15 protein-coding genes are annotated in these 14,171 nt (G+C 67.4%); 5 read left to right on the top strand and 10 right to left on the bottom strand.

Going from position 1 to position 14,171, the window contains the following annotated elements; genetic code table 11:
• Nucleotides 1-37: 37 nt before the first annotated feature.
• From ACTJKF_RS12960 to ACTJKF_RS12930, 7 genes are all read right to left on the bottom strand, one after another.
• Nucleotides 38-1,102 (bottom strand): metal transporter, encoded by a 1,065-nt coding sequence (locus ACTJKF_RS12960; protein WP_440623926.1) that lies wholly within the window; start codon nucleotides 1,100-1,102, stop codon nucleotides 38-40.
• A complete protein-coding gene (locus ACTJKF_RS12955; protein WP_440623925.1) occupies nucleotides 1,099-2,490 on the bottom strand; it encodes a TolC family protein in 1,392 nt (463 codons plus the stop codon). Before ACTJKF_RS12955 ends, ACTJKF_RS12960 begins: the two co-directional genes overlap by 4 nt.
• Nucleotides 2,491-2,577: 87 nt before the next feature.
• The gene (locus ACTJKF_RS12950; RefSeq protein WP_440623924.1) at nucleotides 2,578-3,900 is read right to left on the bottom strand and encodes a sensor histidine kinase; all 1,323 of its coding nucleotides are present in this window, start codon (nucleotides 3,898-3,900) and stop codon (nucleotides 2,578-2,580) included.
• Complete coding sequence (locus ACTJKF_RS12945; RefSeq protein ID WP_440623922.1) at nucleotides 3,854-4,543, bottom strand: response regulator transcription factor; 690 nt, start codon at nucleotides 4,541-4,543, stop codon at nucleotides 3,854-3,856. Before ACTJKF_RS12945 ends, ACTJKF_RS12950 begins: the two co-directional genes overlap by 47 nt.
• A gap of 182 nt (nucleotides 4,544-4,725) precedes the next feature.
• On the bottom strand, nucleotides 4,726-4,911 hold the full coding sequence (locus ACTJKF_RS12940; protein ID WP_440623921.1) for a DUF1289 domain-containing protein: 186 nt from the start codon (nucleotides 4,909-4,911) through the stop codon (nucleotides 4,726-4,728).
• Nucleotides 4,912-4,913: 2 nt separating this feature from the next.
• Nucleotides 4,914-6,203, bottom strand: coding sequence for a CDF family Co(II)/Ni(II) efflux transporter DmeF (dmeF, locus tag ACTJKF_RS12935; RefSeq protein ID WP_440623920.1), 1,290 nt, complete (start codon nucleotides 6,201-6,203; stop codon nucleotides 4,914-4,916).
• 12 nt (nucleotides 6,204-6,215) lie between these two features.
• Nucleotides 6,216-6,488, bottom strand: a complete 273-nt coding sequence (locus tag ACTJKF_RS12930) for a metal/formaldehyde-sensitive transcriptional repressor (RefSeq protein ID WP_096503105.1) — start codon at nucleotides 6,486-6,488, stop codon at nucleotides 6,216-6,218.
• Nucleotides 6,489-6,803: 315 nt separating this feature from the next.
• On the opposite strand from ACTJKF_RS12930, the gene ACTJKF_RS12925 reads away from it, so the two are divergent.
• Nucleotides 6,804-7,220, top strand: a complete 417-nt coding sequence (locus ACTJKF_RS12925; protein ID WP_440623919.1) for a cupredoxin domain-containing protein — start codon at nucleotides 6,804-6,806, stop codon at nucleotides 7,218-7,220.
• 189 nt (nucleotides 7,221-7,409) lie between these two features.
• Here the strand turns inward: ACTJKF_RS12925 and ACTJKF_RS12920 are convergent, their stop codons facing one another.
• From ACTJKF_RS12920 to ACTJKF_RS12910, 3 genes are read right to left on the bottom strand one after another with little or no spacing between them, the layout of a single operon-like run.
• Nucleotides 7,410-8,114 (bottom strand): RNA polymerase sigma factor, encoded by a 705-nt coding sequence (locus ACTJKF_RS12920; protein WP_440623917.1) that lies wholly within the window; start codon nucleotides 8,112-8,114, stop codon nucleotides 7,410-7,412.
• Nucleotides 8,111-8,458 carry a cupredoxin domain-containing protein gene (locus ACTJKF_RS12915; protein WP_440623916.1) on the bottom strand — a complete coding sequence of 116 codons (348 nt, stop codon included), beginning with the start codon at nucleotides 8,456-8,458 and terminating at the stop codon, nucleotides 8,111-8,113. The genes ACTJKF_RS12920 and ACTJKF_RS12915 overlap by 4 nt, the downstream gene beginning before the upstream one ends.
• Complete coding sequence (locus ACTJKF_RS12910) at nucleotides 8,439-8,987, bottom strand: DUF4142 domain-containing protein (RefSeq protein ID WP_440623915.1); 549 nt, start codon at nucleotides 8,985-8,987, stop codon at nucleotides 8,439-8,441. The genes ACTJKF_RS12915 and ACTJKF_RS12910 overlap by 20 nt, the downstream gene beginning before the upstream one ends.
• 298 nt (nucleotides 8,988-9,285) lie before the next feature.
• Between ACTJKF_RS12910 and ACTJKF_RS12905 the strand changes: the two genes are divergently transcribed.
• From ACTJKF_RS12905 to ACTJKF_RS12890, 4 genes are all read left to right on the top strand, one after another.
• A complete protein-coding gene (locus ACTJKF_RS12905; RefSeq protein ID WP_440623914.1) occupies nucleotides 9,286-10,533 on the top strand; it encodes an ROK family protein in 1,248 nt (415 codons plus the stop codon).
• Nucleotides 10,520-12,073: a sugar ABC transporter ATP-binding protein gene (locus tag ACTJKF_RS12900; protein ID WP_440623310.1), complete on the top strand. Its 1,554-nt coding sequence runs from the start codon at nucleotides 10,520-10,522 to the stop codon at nucleotides 12,071-12,073. The genes ACTJKF_RS12905 and ACTJKF_RS12900 overlap by 14 nt, the downstream gene beginning before the upstream one ends.
• A gap of 40 nt (nucleotides 12,074-12,113) precedes the next feature.
• Entirely contained in the window at nucleotides 12,114-13,151 is a 1,038-nt protein-coding gene (locus tag ACTJKF_RS12895) for an ABC transporter permease subunit (protein ID WP_440623311.1), read from the top strand.
• Between the two features lie 87 nt (nucleotides 13,152-13,238).
• Nucleotides 13,239-14,171, top strand: a 933-nt coding sequence (locus ACTJKF_RS12890) for an ABC transporter substrate-binding protein (protein ID WP_440623312.1), incomplete at its 3' end; no start/stop codon positions are given.

The raw sequence follows: 14,171 nt of genomic DNA, 5'->3' as shown, positions 1-14,171 counted from the left end.
GGGTTCGGATGAGGGGCGGGCACGGCAGCCGCGGGGTTCAGTCGTCGCATTCGGGCGGATCCTTGCAGGCCGTCGCGATGCCCTGCGGCTTCTGTTCCTCCGACAGCAGCAATTGCGCGCCCTGCGTCACGACGGCATCGCCGGCATGGAACCCCGTCGTCACGTCGAAACCCTGGCCGCCGCCGGCATCGGCCGGCACGGCACGGCGCGTGAAGCGCTCGGGCGCGGTGCGCACATAGACCCACGGCTGGCCGCCGTACCACACCACCGCGCGGTCGGGGATCGCCAGCGCGGCCGCCGCCGGATGCGCGCCGGGCACGTGCGCGCTCGTGCGGGTCCCGACCGGCAACGCGCGCGCCGCCGCGTAAAGCCACGGCATGCCTTGCACGGCCGGATCGCCCTGCGGCGACGCCGACAGCTTCTGCGCGGCCACCGGTTGCCCGTCCGGGCCGTCGAGCGTGATGCGGTCGGGGGCGGCATCCGCGTCGCCGGCCGGCAACGTCACGCGCACGACGACCGCCTGCGCGGCGAGCAGCCGCTGGAACAACGCCGATTGCGGTGCCATCGCCGCCGTCGTCAGCGCGTCGCCGAACTGCTGGCGCATCGTCGCGGCCAGCGCGCCCTGCGCCGCGTCGGCGGACTGCAGCTTCGCGCGGGCCGATTGCGCGGCCGCCTGCGCGTCCTGCAGCGCCTTTTGCGACACGTTGCGATCGTCGGCGAACAGCGTCCGGCTTCGCTCGTATTGCGCTTGCGACGTTGCCGCGAGTTCGCGCGCGGCAGCGCGGTCCGCGAGGGCCGACGCCAGCCGGTTGCGCAGATCGAACAGCGGCTGCAGATCGATGACCGTCGCATAGGCGATGCGGTCGGTGCGCACGGCGGCCGCGGCCAGCGGCGTCACCTCGATGCGGCTGGCGCGCTGGGCGTCCAGCGGCACGACGACGACGGTTTCGCCGTTCACGGTCTGCACGGCGGGCTGGGCCGCGGCGGGCGTCGCGGCGACCGGCGCCGGCGCGCCCGGGCCGAGCGTCCGGTAGATGTACCACCCGGCGCCGGCGAGCAGCGCGATCGAAATGACGGAGAAGACGAGCAGTCGGCGTTTCATCGCGCCCTCTGGCGTGACAGGGAGAAAGTCGGGCCGGCATCGGGCACGAGCGGACGCTGCATCGCGTCCTCCAGTGCGCCGCCCGCCTGGCGAACCGCGACGGCCGCGTCCAGACGAGCGATCTCGCTGGCCTGGTAGTCGGCCTTCGCCTGCGTGAGCGTCAGGCGATCGACGTCGCCGGCCGCGAATCCGGCTTCCTGGCCGTCGAGCTGCCGGCGTGCCGCGGCCCGGTGCGCATCGGCCAGCGTCAACGCGTCGAGACTCGAGCGATAGCGCGCCAGCGCGCGGTCGAGATCACCGAGGATCGTGTCCTGCAGCGCGGCGGTGCGCGCGGCGGCTTCCTTGCGCTTCGCTTCCGCCTGCGCGATACCGCCCTGGTTCTGATCGAAGATCGGCAGCGTGATGCCGGCCAGCCCGAACGCGATCTTGTGCGTGCCGGTGTCGTACGTGTAGCCGGGGCCGAGGTGAAGATCCGGATATTGCTTCGCGACTTCCAGCTGCAACGCCGATTCGGCGGCCGCATAGTCGGCGAGCGAACCAAGCAGGTCCGCACGATGGAGGATCGCATCGCGCTGCGCATCGGCCGCGGGTGGCGGCGGCGCGGCGTGGTCGAATCCGTCGAGATCGAACGCAACGTGCTCCAGCGCCGGTGCGGGCACACCGATCGCCGCGGCCAGTTGCGCGCGGGCGTCCTGTTCGGCGGCCCGGCTGGCGGCGAGATCGGCCTGCGCCTGGGTCTGCGCGGCGATGGCCGCGTCGACGTCCGGCCCGGCGCTTTCGCCGACGGCGCGCCGCTTCGTCACCATCGCGACGATCTGTCGTTCGTCGTCGACCTTGCTCGACAGCAGCGCGCTGCGTGTGCGACTCGTGTCGAGCCCAAGCAGCGCGTCGCGTACCTGCGCGCCGACCTTCCATGCTTCATTGCCGATCGCGAGGCGCGCCGATTCCGACAGGTGCGACGCCTGATCGATCCGGTACCCGCGCTTGCCCGCGGTCTCGATCGGGATATCGAGCGCCGGGCCGGTCGTAAACGGTGCGCCCGGCCCCGGATTCGGCGTCGCCCACTGGAACGGCAGTTGCAGCACCGGATTCGGGATCGCGCCGGCCACGTCGATGCCGGCCTTGGCCGTCCCCCACTGCGCGCGTGCGATATCCAGCGCCGGGCTGTAGTACCAGGCGGCAAGGGTCAGCGTCTCGCGATTCCAGCGCGGCAGCGGCCACGGCGCGACGTCGTGGCCGAGTTCGCGCGCGAGGTACGCATGCAGTTCGTCGCTCGCGAGCGTCCGGTTCTCGAATTGACGAGCAAGCTGTAACGGCGCGATCGGCTGAGGATGATAGGTCGCACAGCCGCCCAGCAACGCACCGACGACAAGCAGCGCTCCGCGCATACGGATATCCAGGGTCCTTGCCGACGGCAGGTCGGCTTCCGGCCCGGATACTACGCAACCGGTTGTGAAGTTTTCGTCAACAAAGGGTCAGGTCGGCTCGGTGCCCGCCGGGTCGACCGCCGGCAACCGCAGCGACACGCGCGTGCCCCGGCCGGGTTCGCTGCCGATCCGGATCGCCCATCCATGACGATCGCAGATCTTCTTCACGATCGACAGGCCGATGCCGAATCCCGGCGCGGCCGTGCGCGCCTGGTAGCCGCGATCGAACACGTGCGGCAGCGCGTCGGCGGGGATCCCGTGCCCGGTGTCGTCGATATGCAGCCAGCCGTCCGCGAACGAGAACGCGATCTCGCCGCGATCCGTGTAGCGGACCGCATTGTCGATCAGGTTCGACAGCACCAGCCCGAGCACGGGCCGGCTCGCTTCCACCTGCACGCCGCGCCCGACGTCGATGCGGGCCCGAATACCCTTCGCGTTCAGCGTCGCCGCCGCCGGCTCGACGGCCGCCTCGATCGCGCCGGCAAGCGGCACGGCCTCGACATCGGCGGGCTGCTGCTCGCGCGCGAGCAGCAGCAATGCATCGACCAGATCCTTCATGCCGTCCGCCGCGCGCTCGACCTGCTGAAGCCGGACGCGCGACTTCGCGCCGATCGACGCGTCGTGCTCGAGCAGCTCGCAGCTGGTCTTGATCACGGTCAGCGGCGTGCGCAGTTCGTGACTGACGTTGCCGGCGAACTCCTTTTCGCGGGCGACCATCTCCGCCATGCGCCGGTGGTAATCGTTGAACGCGTCCGCGAGTTCGCCGACCTCCAGTTCGTCGTACTTTCCGGTATTGATCGCGGCCGCCCCACTGAGCCGCAGCGTCTTCACCTGCTGCGCCAGGCTCGCGACCTGGCGCACCAGCAGCCCCGACAGCCAGAACGCGCACCAGATCGTGAACAGCGCGAACACGCCGGTGCCCGCCATCAGCACGTTGATCGCCTGCCGGAAGCGCCGTTCATACGCACTGAAGTCGTACACGCGATAGAGGCGGCCGTTGCCGAACGCCACGATCGCGACGTGGATCTCGCGATCGTCGAGAATGATCTCGTGCGTGCCGTCCGTGAGTTGTCGCGCCGAATCCGGCAAGGTCGGCTGCGGCCGGTCCGCCGCGGACACATAGCCGTTCAACCGGACGTCGAACGGCGGCACCAGCGCCGGATCGCTGCGATACGAACGCAGCACGCTCGCGAGATCGTCGCGAATCAGCGCGGTGATGAGCCGCTCCTCCTGCGCCTCGGCCAGCGCCTTGACGCCCAATGCCTGCGCGATGAGCAGCACGATCGTCAGCGCGGAGAAGAACAGCGCGACCTTCGCGCGCAGGCTAACGCGCACGGTCTTCGCCCGCCACGAACCGGTAGCCGATGCCATGCACGGTCTCGATCGGATCCGCTTCACCCTGCGCGGTGAGCGCGCGGCGCAGCGTATAGACGTGCGTACGCAGCGTGTCGCTGTCCGGCAGCGCATCGCCCCACACCTCCGCCTCGAGCTCCGCGTGACCGATCACACGGCCCGGCGCCTGCATCAGCAGGCGCAGCAGATGCAGGCATTTGGGCGGCATCCTGACCGGCCGCCCCGCACGCTCGACCGTCAGCGTCTTCAGGTCGAGGCTGACGTCGGCACAGCACAGCGCGGTCTCGGCAACCTGCCCGCGGTAACGCTTGACCAGCGCGCCGAGACGCGCGCCGACTTCCTTCAGCGAGAACGGCTTGACCAGGTAATCGTCGGCACCATGATCGAATCCGTCGAGCTTGTCGTCGAGCGTGTCGCGGGCCGTGAGCATCAGCACCGGCGTATCGCGATGGTTCTCTTCGCGCAGCTTGCGGCACAGCGTGAGCCCGTCCATGCCCGGCAGCGACAAGTCGAGGAGGATCGCGTCCCACGGCTGCGACACCGCAAGCGTCAGGCCCGCGGGGCCGCTCATCGCCATGTCGACCTCGTAGCCGGCACCTTCCAGATAGTCGTAGAGATTGGCGGCAATGCCGGCGTCGTCTTCGATGACGAGTACGCGCAAGATGTTCTCCCGGGGTTCGCAAGCCGGATTGATTCTGCCACGCGACATCGCGGATCGCACGCGCCGTGCCGGGCGCCGACGGCACCCCGCGACGGCGACGCCGCTCGCCCATCGGACGCACCGGCATGCGAAGGCGCTCGCCGCGAAGGTGCCGTCCGAATGCCGCCCGCCCGGGCCGGCAATCAGTCGGCGGTTTCCCGCGTCAGCTTCGCGTGCCGCCGCGCGCGGTCGTTCACGATCTGATGACGTTTGTGATCCGTCATCTTCTTCCAGCCGCGTGCTTCTTCGCGCGTTCGCAGGCACGCGACGCAGTAGCCGGTGCGGCCGTCGAACGAACACACGTCGACGCAAGGGGATTTGACCGCCATGTTCACTGCCCCCGCGTCGCCGGCACGACTTCGACGGTGACGTGCGACAGGTTCTTGAAGCGCTGGAGCAGACCATGATAGAAGCGCGCATCCCGCTGTGAATCGTCCGTCACCACCGACACGACCGCGCTCATGTGCCCCGGCCCGAGCCGCCACACGTGCAGGTCGCCGACCCGGTCGCCGTGGCCTTCGATCGCGCCGCGCACGTTGTCGGTCAGACGCCGGTCCGAATTCATGTCGAGCAGGATGCCGCCCGTGTCGCGCATCAGGCCGTACGACCAGTTCGCGATCACCAGCGCGCCGATGATGCCGGCCAGCGGATCCATCCAGAGCCAGCCGAAGGCACGCGCGAGCAGCAGCCCGACGATCGTCAGCACGGACACGGCCGCGTCGGCAATCACGTGGATGTAGGCCGAGCGGATGTTGTGATCGCGCGCGGCGGCCGCGGATGCGCCGTGGTCGTGTTCCTCGAACGCCAGTTCATGCTCGCGGCCGTTCAACCGGACAATCGCCTTGAATTCGTGCGGTTCGGGAATGGCCTCGGTCGATTCCAGGTAGCCGCCGCGGCTTTGCATCGCGAATGTCTGCCGCTTGCCGTCCGGACGGATCGTCGTCACCGACACGGCGCTCGCATCGACGCGCTGCGTGTCGTTCGTCGCGGGTGCCACGCGGAAAACCGGCGGCACGCCCTCCTCGAACACGGACACGACGAATACGCCCTGCCGATCGAAGATCCGGTGTGCTTCCTCTTCATGGCCGTGATCGTGGTGATCGTCATGCGCATGACCGTGATGATGGCCGTGGCCATGACCGTGACCATGGCCGTGATGATCGCCGCTCAACAGCCAGACGCTCGCGACGTTGACGAGCAAGCCCGCCACCGCGATCGGAATCGCCTCGCCGAAATGGATCGGCACCGGCGCGAGCAATCGCGCGATCGCTTCGTATCCGATCAGCAGCGCGATCATCGCGAGCACGATCGCGCTCGTGAACCCCGCCAGATCGCCGAGCTTGCCCGTGCCGAACACGAAGCGCGGGTCGTTCGCATGCTTGCGTGCATAGGTGTACGCCATCGCGGCGATCAGCATCGCGCCCGCGTGCGTCGACATGTGCAGGCCGTCGGCGATCAGCGCCAGCGAGCCGAAAATCGACCCGCCGACGATCTCGGCCACCATCATCGCCGCGCACAGCGCGATGACCATCCAGGTCCGGCGTTCGTTCTGCTCGTGTGCGGCGCCGAGAAAGATGTGGTCGTGCCCTGCGCCGAAGGCGTCGTTTGTGAAGTCGTTCATTTCAATCCCTTGTTACTTGAAGTAGCTGTGCACGACTTCGATGAGCTGTTCGGTGGCGCTGCCCTCGTCGTGGTGATCTTCCGCGTCGACCAGATGGCTGCGGATGTGATCCTCGAGCACGACCGCGAGCAGGCCGTTCATCGCGCCGCGGCCGCTCGTGATGAGGCGGAGGATTTCATTGCAACCGCGCTCGTCTTCCAGCGCGCGTTCGATCGCTTCGACCTGTCCCTTGATGCGGCGGACACGGTTCAGCAGCTTTTGCTTTTCCTTGATGGTGTGGCTCATGGCAGTCCCTTCATATACCGGGGGGGACTATATACCAAATCGATTTTTCCATATAGGGGGGAGGGGTATAGGCCACGCCGATGCGGCCGGTCGACGACGCCCCGTCGTTCGAGCAGGCGCGCGCCGTGCTCGACACGATGTCGGTACGACACCCGGAATAAGTCGCCCGGCGCGAACGTTTATGGAACGTATCGCGCGCCACCGACAACGTTCATGCCGTCGCACCGGCAGGGGCACGTGTGTGCTCGACGAATCGTGCACGGCGATCGCTCGACGCTCGGCAGGCGCGATGCTCGAACGCATAGGGAGGCTGCCATGCATGTCAGTTGCAGAATCATCATCGTCGCCGGAGTGACCGCGCTTGGCGCGGCATCACAGGCGAGCCGGGCGCAGCAAACGATCAATGCGACATTGCTGTCGAGTTCGATCCAGCTCAAGACGCACAACGTGAAGTCGGGTCGCGTCACACTGGATGTCAAGAATGCCGCGGACAACAACATGGAGCACGAACTCGTCGTGCTCAAGACGGATCTCGCTGACGGTGCGCTCCCGGTTAGCCACGGAACGGTAACGGAGCGCAAGCTGAGAAAAATCGGGGAAGTCGAAGATATCGAGCCCGGCAAGAGCAAGCGCGTGTCAATCAAGCTCACGCCTGGCCACTACGTGCTGATTTGCAACAAGCCGGGGCACTATGAATCCGGCATGCACACGGCGCTTGTCGTGGCACCGTGAATCACCAGGCCGGCCTGCTCGAAGAACGGGCTCAACCGTCAGCCCACTCATACGCTGTTCTTCGCGGCCGGCTCGAACAACGAATCGGACGGGCTCTATGGCCGCATCGACGTGGAGCCGTGATCGCACGTGCCGGGATGACCGCGGGCTTCTACCGGCTGGGCGAGGATGCCTTGCTCCTTGCCAAGGTCAACGCGCCCCCAGTCTCGCCAGCACCCCGCTCACGATCCGGTCGCAGCGTTCCCCGTCGAACGAAAACACGTCGCGTTCAGCCAGGTCGATTTCCCGGGCGAGCGACTCGCGCAGCAGGCTCCTTGCCCGGAAATGCCGCGAACGCACGGTTGCCTCCGGTATCCCCAGGCACTCGGCGGTTTCCTCGACGCTGAATTCCTCGACGCCGCGCATCACGAACACGATGCGAAACGCTTCAGGCAACGCATCGAGCTTGCGCTCCAGCAAGGCGCGCAATTCGGTCCGCATCAGCGCGCGGTCCGGCGAATCATTGTGATCTGCATCCATGATGTCCCGCTCGAAATCGGTGATCGCCGACATCGCGACCATCGGTGCGATCGTGTCGCGTCGCGCGCCGCGGCGCTGACGCGTATGGCACGCATTGAGCACGAGCCGCGACAGCCAGGTCGACAGCGACGCGTCGCCGCGAAAGCCTGCGATCGCGCGGAACGCGGCCAGATACGCATCCTGCAGCGCGTCCTCGGCTTCCGAGTCGTCGCGCAACGTCGTGCGCGCAAGCCGATACAGCCGCCGGTTGTAGCGACGCATCAACTGTTCGAACGCCGCGCGCTCGCCGCGCGCGACTCGCGCAGCGAGCGCGCGGTCGTCTTCTTCGGAAAGCGGCAGCGGGTGCGGCTCGGGAACGCCTGCATTGCGCATCATGGCTGGCCCTTCACGATCAGTGTTGCTTTCATCGTAGGATGAAATGTGCAGCGATACGCGTGGCGGCCCGGTGTATTGGCGACATACGTCCATGCCGCATCGGGCGCGATTTCATGCGAGTCGAATACGCCCGTGGCGGTGGCTGTGTGCGCGACGAGATCCCGGTTCACCCAGACGATCGTGTCGCCGCGCGCGACCGTCAGGCTGGCCGGGTTGAAGCGCATGCCTTCGATGGTGACCTGGTGCGTCGTGCCGGCCGCAACGTCCGCGGCCGCGAACGCCAGCGCCGCCAGTACAACGATCCGGCACACGGCGCGCCGCGGCTCAGTAGGACTTCTTCTCATTGCCGCCGCCGAGCGTCGATTGCAGCGCGCGAGCATGCTCGAGGTGGGCGACGAACGCCGGCCGCACCTTCACCAGCAGCGCCTTCAGTTCGTCGTTCTTCGCCGACGGAATCAGTTGCTTGTCCATCGCATCGATCACCTGTTGATGATAGGCCACCTCGTGATCGACATAGGCCTTGTCGAATGCGTGCCCCTTGAGCGCCTTGAGCGCGGCGACGTTGTCGTCGCCCTCTTTCTTCAACGCGTCGCTCGTCGCGTTGGATTCGGGTTTCAGGTTCAGCCTGGTCGCGAGTGCGACCGCCGATTTGTTCACATTGGTGTGATCGGTGACCATCAACTCGGCAAAGTTCTTGACCGGTTTCGTATGCGTCGTGTTTTCCGCGAGGGTGCCGGCGTCGATGTCGACCTGGTTGGCCGTCAAGACGATCGCCGCGATCTGCGGGTCCGTCAGTTGCGTGCCTTGCGCAGAGGCGGCGAGCGACAGCGTGGACAGCAGTGCCGCGACGGATAGCTTGTGCATGAGCGTCATGTGAATTCTCCAGTGGAATGGCAGCCGAACGATCATCCACGTCGGTCGACGATGGATGGCTCTGTGGCGATAGACGTCACGACTTTCAGCGGCGTTCCGGCGCGGACGCATATTCCATGCCCCCGCTGCGGACACCACCGCCCTCCGGTCTGATTTATCGAGGTTTGCAACCGCCTCCGTCCGCGAACCTGCCATTTCCGGGGTTTACCTAACTGACGCGATGAGGCGCGCGTGCTTAAATAAATCAACTTGATTTATTTAATGCGTCGGGAGCCGGCGCAACAGGGAGGGAGGCGCCATGAGAAGTCCGCACATCGGCCAGGGGAGCAACTCGGTCAACGTGCGCCGTTACAACGAGCGCCTGCTGTTGAAGACGCTGCGCCGTACCGGCAGCGCGTCGAAGGCCGACCTCGCCCGCCACGCGAACATGACGAGTGCGGCGGTCGGCGGCATCATTGCGTCGCTCGCCGATGCGAAACTGATCGAATTCGCCGGCCGTACCGAAGGCCAGCGTGGCCAGCCGGCCTCGTTGATCCGCCTCGATCCCAATGGCGCATTCGGTATCGGCGTACGCGTAGACCGCATGCGCATTGAAACTGCGCTGGTCAATTTCGCGGGCGACGTGATCGGCTGCCGCTCCCATGACACGCTGCTCCCCCCGCCCGCCGACGTGCTCGAACTCGTCCGCCGCGACATCGAGGAGATGCAACGGCTTCTGCCCGCAAAGGACCGCGACCGGCTGGCGGGCGTCGGCGTGGCCCACCCCTTCAACCTGGGAAGCTGGCTACGCGAACTCGGCCTTCCGGCCGAAGCCTTCCGCGCGTGGGCGGAGATCGACCTGGCCAGAGAACTCGCCGGCGTCATTCCGCTGCCGGTGTTCAGCGAAAACGACGGCAATGCGGCCGCCATCGCCGAGCTCTTTTACGGCTGTGGCCGTCAGCGCGACAATTTCGTCTATCTGTTCCTCGGGCCGGTCATCGGAGGCGGGATCGCAATCGACGGCGACTGCCTGCACGGCCGCACCGGCAACGCCGGCGATTTCGCCGTGATGCCCGTGCAACCGAGCCGCCTGCGCTCGGCGCCCGCCCCACACAGCGCCTGGGACATCCTCCTTACGCGTGCGTCGTTGAGCGCGCTGATCCGGCATCTTCGCTATTGCGGCGAGACCGTCGACAGCCGCGCGGATCTCGACGACTGCATCGCACGCGGCGTGCCGGCCGTCGATGAATGGATCGACGATTGTGTCGATGCCCTCGCGTTCGCCCTGCGCGCGGTGCTGTCGGTACTCGATTTGCCCGTTGTCGTCCTCGATTCGGACGTCGATGTCGGCCTGCTCGACACGCTCATCCAGCGTCTGGGCGTAGCGCTCGCCGACATCACGCCGGAAGCGCGCAGCGCGCCGGAACTCGTGCGCGGTTCGTTCGGCGCCGACGCCGGTGCGATCGGCGCCGCGACGCTGCCGATGTTCTTCAACTTCTCCCCGCGCTCCGGCATCCTGCGAGGTGCGAGCCTGGATACGCAAGAGGTCGCTTATGTCGCGTACTGAGTCGCCCCGGCCGTTGCTCGAGATGCGCCGGATCAGCAAGACGTTTCCGGCCGTGCGCGCGCTCGACAACGTCAGCCTGACCGTCTACCCCGGCGAGATCCATTCGCTGATGGGCGAGAACGGCGCAGGCAAATCGACGCTGATGAAGATCCTGTCGGGCGCCTACCGCGCCGATGCCGGCGGCGAGATCCTGATCGACGGCGAGCGCATCGACGTCGACGGCCCGCTCGCCGCGCGCGATGCGGGCGTCGCCGTGATCTACCAGGAGCTGTGCCTCGCCCCGAACCTGACCGTCGCGGAAAACATCTACGTCGGCCGCGAACTGCGGCACGGCAACCGGCGCTGGGGCACGATCGACCGCGCGGCGATGGCGCGCGGCTGCCAGGACGTGCTCGCGCGTCTCGGCGCGCCGTTCGGGCCCGACACGCTCGTCGGCACGCTGTCGATCGCCGAACAGCAGCTCGTCGAGATCGCGCGCGCCGTGCACACCCGCGCCCGCATCCTCGTGATGGACGAACCGACGACGCCGCTGTCCTCGCGCGAGACCGAGCACCTGTTCGGCCTGATCCGGCAACTGCGCGAGGAAGGTCTCGCGATCATCTACATCAGCCACCGGATGGCGGAGATCTACGAACTGTCGGATCGCGTGTCGGTGCTGCGCGACGGGTCGTACATCGGCACGCTCGAGCGCGACGCGCTGTCGGCCGAGCGGCTCGTCGCGATGATGGTGGGCCGCGACATCTCCGGTTTCTACAAGAAGGAACACGCACCGTACGACCCCGGCCACCTGCTGCTGTCGGTGCGCGACATCGCCGACGGCGAGCGCGTGCGCGGCTGCAGCCTCGACCTGCATGCCGGCGAAGTGCTCGGCATCGCGGGGCTCGTCGGCGCGGGCCGCACCGAGCTCGCGCGACTGATCTTCGGCGCGGAGCCGCGCACGCGCGGCGACGTGAAGCTGGGCGAGCGCGCGTTCGGCGCCCATTCGCCACGCGAATCGATCGACGCGGGCCTCGTCTACCTGACGGAAGACCGCAAGCGCCAGGGCCTGTTCCTCGACATGAGCGTGCGCGACAACATCAACATCGCCGTGTGCAACCGCGATGCACGGCTCGGCGCGCTCGATCTCCCGCGCGGCGCCGAACGCGCACGCGACGCGATCGCATCGCTGTCGATCCGCGTGCCGCACGCGAACGTGAACGTCGGCGCGCTGTCGGGCGGCAACCAGCAGAAGGTGCTGCTGTCGCGCCTGCTCGAGACGAAGCCGCGCGTGCTGATCCTCGACGAACCGACGCGCGGCGTCGACATCGGCGCGAAGTCCGAGATCTACCGGATCATCAACGAACTGGCCCGCGCGGGCGTCGGCGTGATCGTGATCTCGAGCGAACTGCCGGAGATCATCGGCGTCGCCGACCGCGTGCTCGTGATGCGCGAAGGCGAGATCGCCGGCGAACTCGGCGGCCACACGCACACCCCGATCACGCAGGAAGCGATCATCGCGCTCGCCACCGGCTCGCAAGCCGAACTCGCCGACGCGCACTGACCACGGCCCCTTCATTTCCCTCTTCATTCAAGGTACCGAAATGATCAACCCGACCAAGCAGCGGAACCTCGCTTCCGCGCCGGCCCAACCGGTCGCCAACCGCACGCCGCTGATGCGCGGCGCCGATCATCGCGCGCGCATGCAGTCGCTGCTGCGCACCGCCGGCATGCTGCCGGTGCTGCTGGTCCTGTGCATCGGCTTCGGCTTCCTGACCGACGGCTTCTTCACGCTACAGAACCTGTCGATCGTCACGCAGCAGGCATCGATCAACATCGTGCTCGCCGCCGGCATGACCTTCGTGATCCTGACGGGCGGCATCGACCTGTCGGTCGGCTCCGTGCTCGCCGCGTCGGCCGTCGCCGCGCTGCTCGCCTCGACCCTCCCCGGCTGGGGCTGGCTCGGCGTGCCGTTCGCGCTCGCCGTCGGCCTCGTGTTCGGCGCGATCAACGGCGGCCTGATCTCGTTCCTGCGCCTGCCCCCGTTCATCGTCACGCTCGGCGCGATGACCGCCGTGCGCGGCGTCGCCCGCCTGATCGGCAACGACACGACCATCTTCAACCCGCAACTGCCGTTCGCGTTCATCGGCAACGGCACGGTGCTCGGCGTGCCCTGGCTCGTCATCATCGCGGTCGCGGTGATCGCGCTGTCGTGGTTCATCCTGCGCCGCACGGTGCTCGGCATGCGCATCTATTCGGTCGGCGGCAACCCGGAAGCCGCACGGCTGTCGGGCATCAACGTGCGGGCGATCCAGCTGTTCGTGTATGCGGCATCGGGCCTGCTCGCCGGTCTCGGCGCGGTGATGTCGGCCGCCCGGCTCTACGCGGCCAACGGCCTGCAGCTCGGCCAGTCGTACGAGCTCGACGCGATTGCCGCGGTGATCCTCGGCGGCACGAGTTTCGTCGGCGGCGTCGGGTCGATCGTCGGCACGCTGATCGGCGCATTGATCATCGCGGTGCTGACCAACGGCCTCGTGCTGCTCGGCGTGTCCGACATCTGGCAGTACATCATCAAGGGGCTCGTGATCATCGGCGCGGTCGCGCTCGACCGCTATCGCCAGCGCGACTCGGCCCGCACCTGATACCGCTTCCCTCGCTGTTCAACCATCGGGGCGCAGGCAGGTCCTCCTGCGCCCGTTTGCCAACGGACCTTCCGGAGACACAACGACATGTTCAAGCACCACGCCGCCCTGACCGCCGTCGCCTGCGCACTCGCCTTCGGCGCTGCCGCCGCCCATGCCGCCGACAAGCCGCTGAAATCGATCGGCGTCACGGTCGGCTCGCTCGGCAACCCGTACTTCGTCACGATCGTGAAAGGCGCCGAGGCCCGCGCGAAACAGCTCAGTCCGAACGCGAAGGTCACCGCGGTGTCGGCCGACTACGACCTGAACAAGCAGTTCACGCAGATCGACAACTTCATCTCCGCGCACGTCGACATGATCCTGCTCAACGCGACCGACCCGAAGGCGATCGAGCCGGCGGTGAAGAAGGCGCAGGCGGCCGGCATCACGGTCGTCGCGGTGGACGTCGCGGCCGCGGGCGCGAACGCGACCGTGCAGACCAACAACGTGAAGGCCGGCGAGCTGGCATGCGACTACCTCGCGAAGAAACTCAACGGCAAGGGCAACGTGATCATCGAGAACGGCCCGCAGGTGTCGGCCGTGATCGACCGCGTGAACGGCTGCAAGGCCGTGCTCGCGAAGAATCCGGGCATCAAGCTGCTGTCGAGCGACCAGGACGGCAAGGGCTCGCGCGAAGGCGGGATGAACACGATGCAGGGCTACCTCACGCGCTTTCCGAAGCTCGACGGGGTGTTCACGATCAACGACCCGCAGGCGATCGGCAGCGATCTCGCGGCGAAGCAGCTGAACCGCCCGAACATCGTGATCACGTCGGTCGACGGCGCGCCCGACATCGAGGTGGCGCTGAAGTCCAACACGCTCGTGCAGGCGTCGTCGAGCCAGGATCCGTGGGCGATGGCGCAGCAGGCCGTCAACGTCGGCTACGGGATCATGAACGGCCGGAAGCCGGCCAACCCGATGATCCTGATCGAGCCGACGCTCGTCACGCGCGACAACGTGAAGGACTACAAGGGCTGGAGC

Origin of the sequence: Burkholderia sp. 22313 (assembly GCF_052045245.1) — a bacterium.
Lineage (GTDB): Bacteria > Pseudomonadota > Gammaproteobacteria > Burkholderiales > Burkholderiaceae > Burkholderia.
This window is presented reverse-complemented; position numbering and strand designations above follow the sequence as displayed.

Coding starts and splice junctions, on each gene's coding strand:
- ACTJKF_RS12960 (WP_440623926.1), bottom strand. CDS start 1,102: ATGAAACGCCGACTGCTCGTCTTCTCCGTCATTTCGATCGCGCTGCTC.
- ACTJKF_RS12955 (WP_440623925.1), bottom strand. CDS start 2,490: ATGCGCGGAGCGCTGCTTGTCGTCGGTGCGTTGCTGGGCGGCTGTGCG.
- ACTJKF_RS12950 (WP_440623924.1), bottom strand. CDS start 3,900: ATGGCATCGGCTACCGGTTCGTGGCGGGCGAAGACCGTGCGCGTTAGC.
- ACTJKF_RS12940 (WP_440623921.1), bottom strand. CDS start 4,911: ATGGCGGTCAAATCCCCTTGCGTCGACGTGTGTTCGTTCGACGGCCGC.
- dmeF (WP_440623920.1), bottom strand. CDS start 6,203: ATGAACGACTTCACAAACGACGCCTTCGGCGCAGGGCACGACCACATC.
- ACTJKF_RS12930 (WP_096503105.1), bottom strand. CDS start 6,488: ATGAGCCACACCATCAAGGAAAAGCAAAAGCTGCTGAACCGTGTCCGC.
- ACTJKF_RS12925 (WP_440623919.1), top strand. CDS start 6,804: ATGCATGTCAGTTGCAGAATCATCATCGTCGCCGGAGTGACCGCGCTT.
- ACTJKF_RS12920 (WP_440623917.1), bottom strand. CDS start 8,114: ATGATGCGCAATGCAGGCGTTCCCGAGCCGCACCCGCTGCCGCTTTCC.
- ACTJKF_RS12915 (WP_440623916.1), bottom strand. CDS start 8,458: ATGAGAAGAAGTCCTACTGAGCCGCGGCGCGCCGTGTGCCGGATCGTT.
- ACTJKF_RS12910 (WP_440623915.1), bottom strand. CDS start 8,987: ATGACGCTCATGCACAAGCTATCCGTCGCGGCACTGCTGTCCACGCTG.
- ACTJKF_RS12905 (WP_440623914.1), top strand. CDS start 9,286: ATGAGAAGTCCGCACATCGGCCAGGGGAGCAACTCGGTCAACGTGCGC.
- ACTJKF_RS12900 (WP_440623310.1), top strand. CDS start 10,520: ATGTCGCGTACTGAGTCGCCCCGGCCGTTGCTCGAGATGCGCCGGATC.
- ACTJKF_RS12895 (WP_440623311.1), top strand. CDS start 12,114: ATGATCAACCCGACCAAGCAGCGGAACCTCGCTTCCGCGCCGGCCCAA.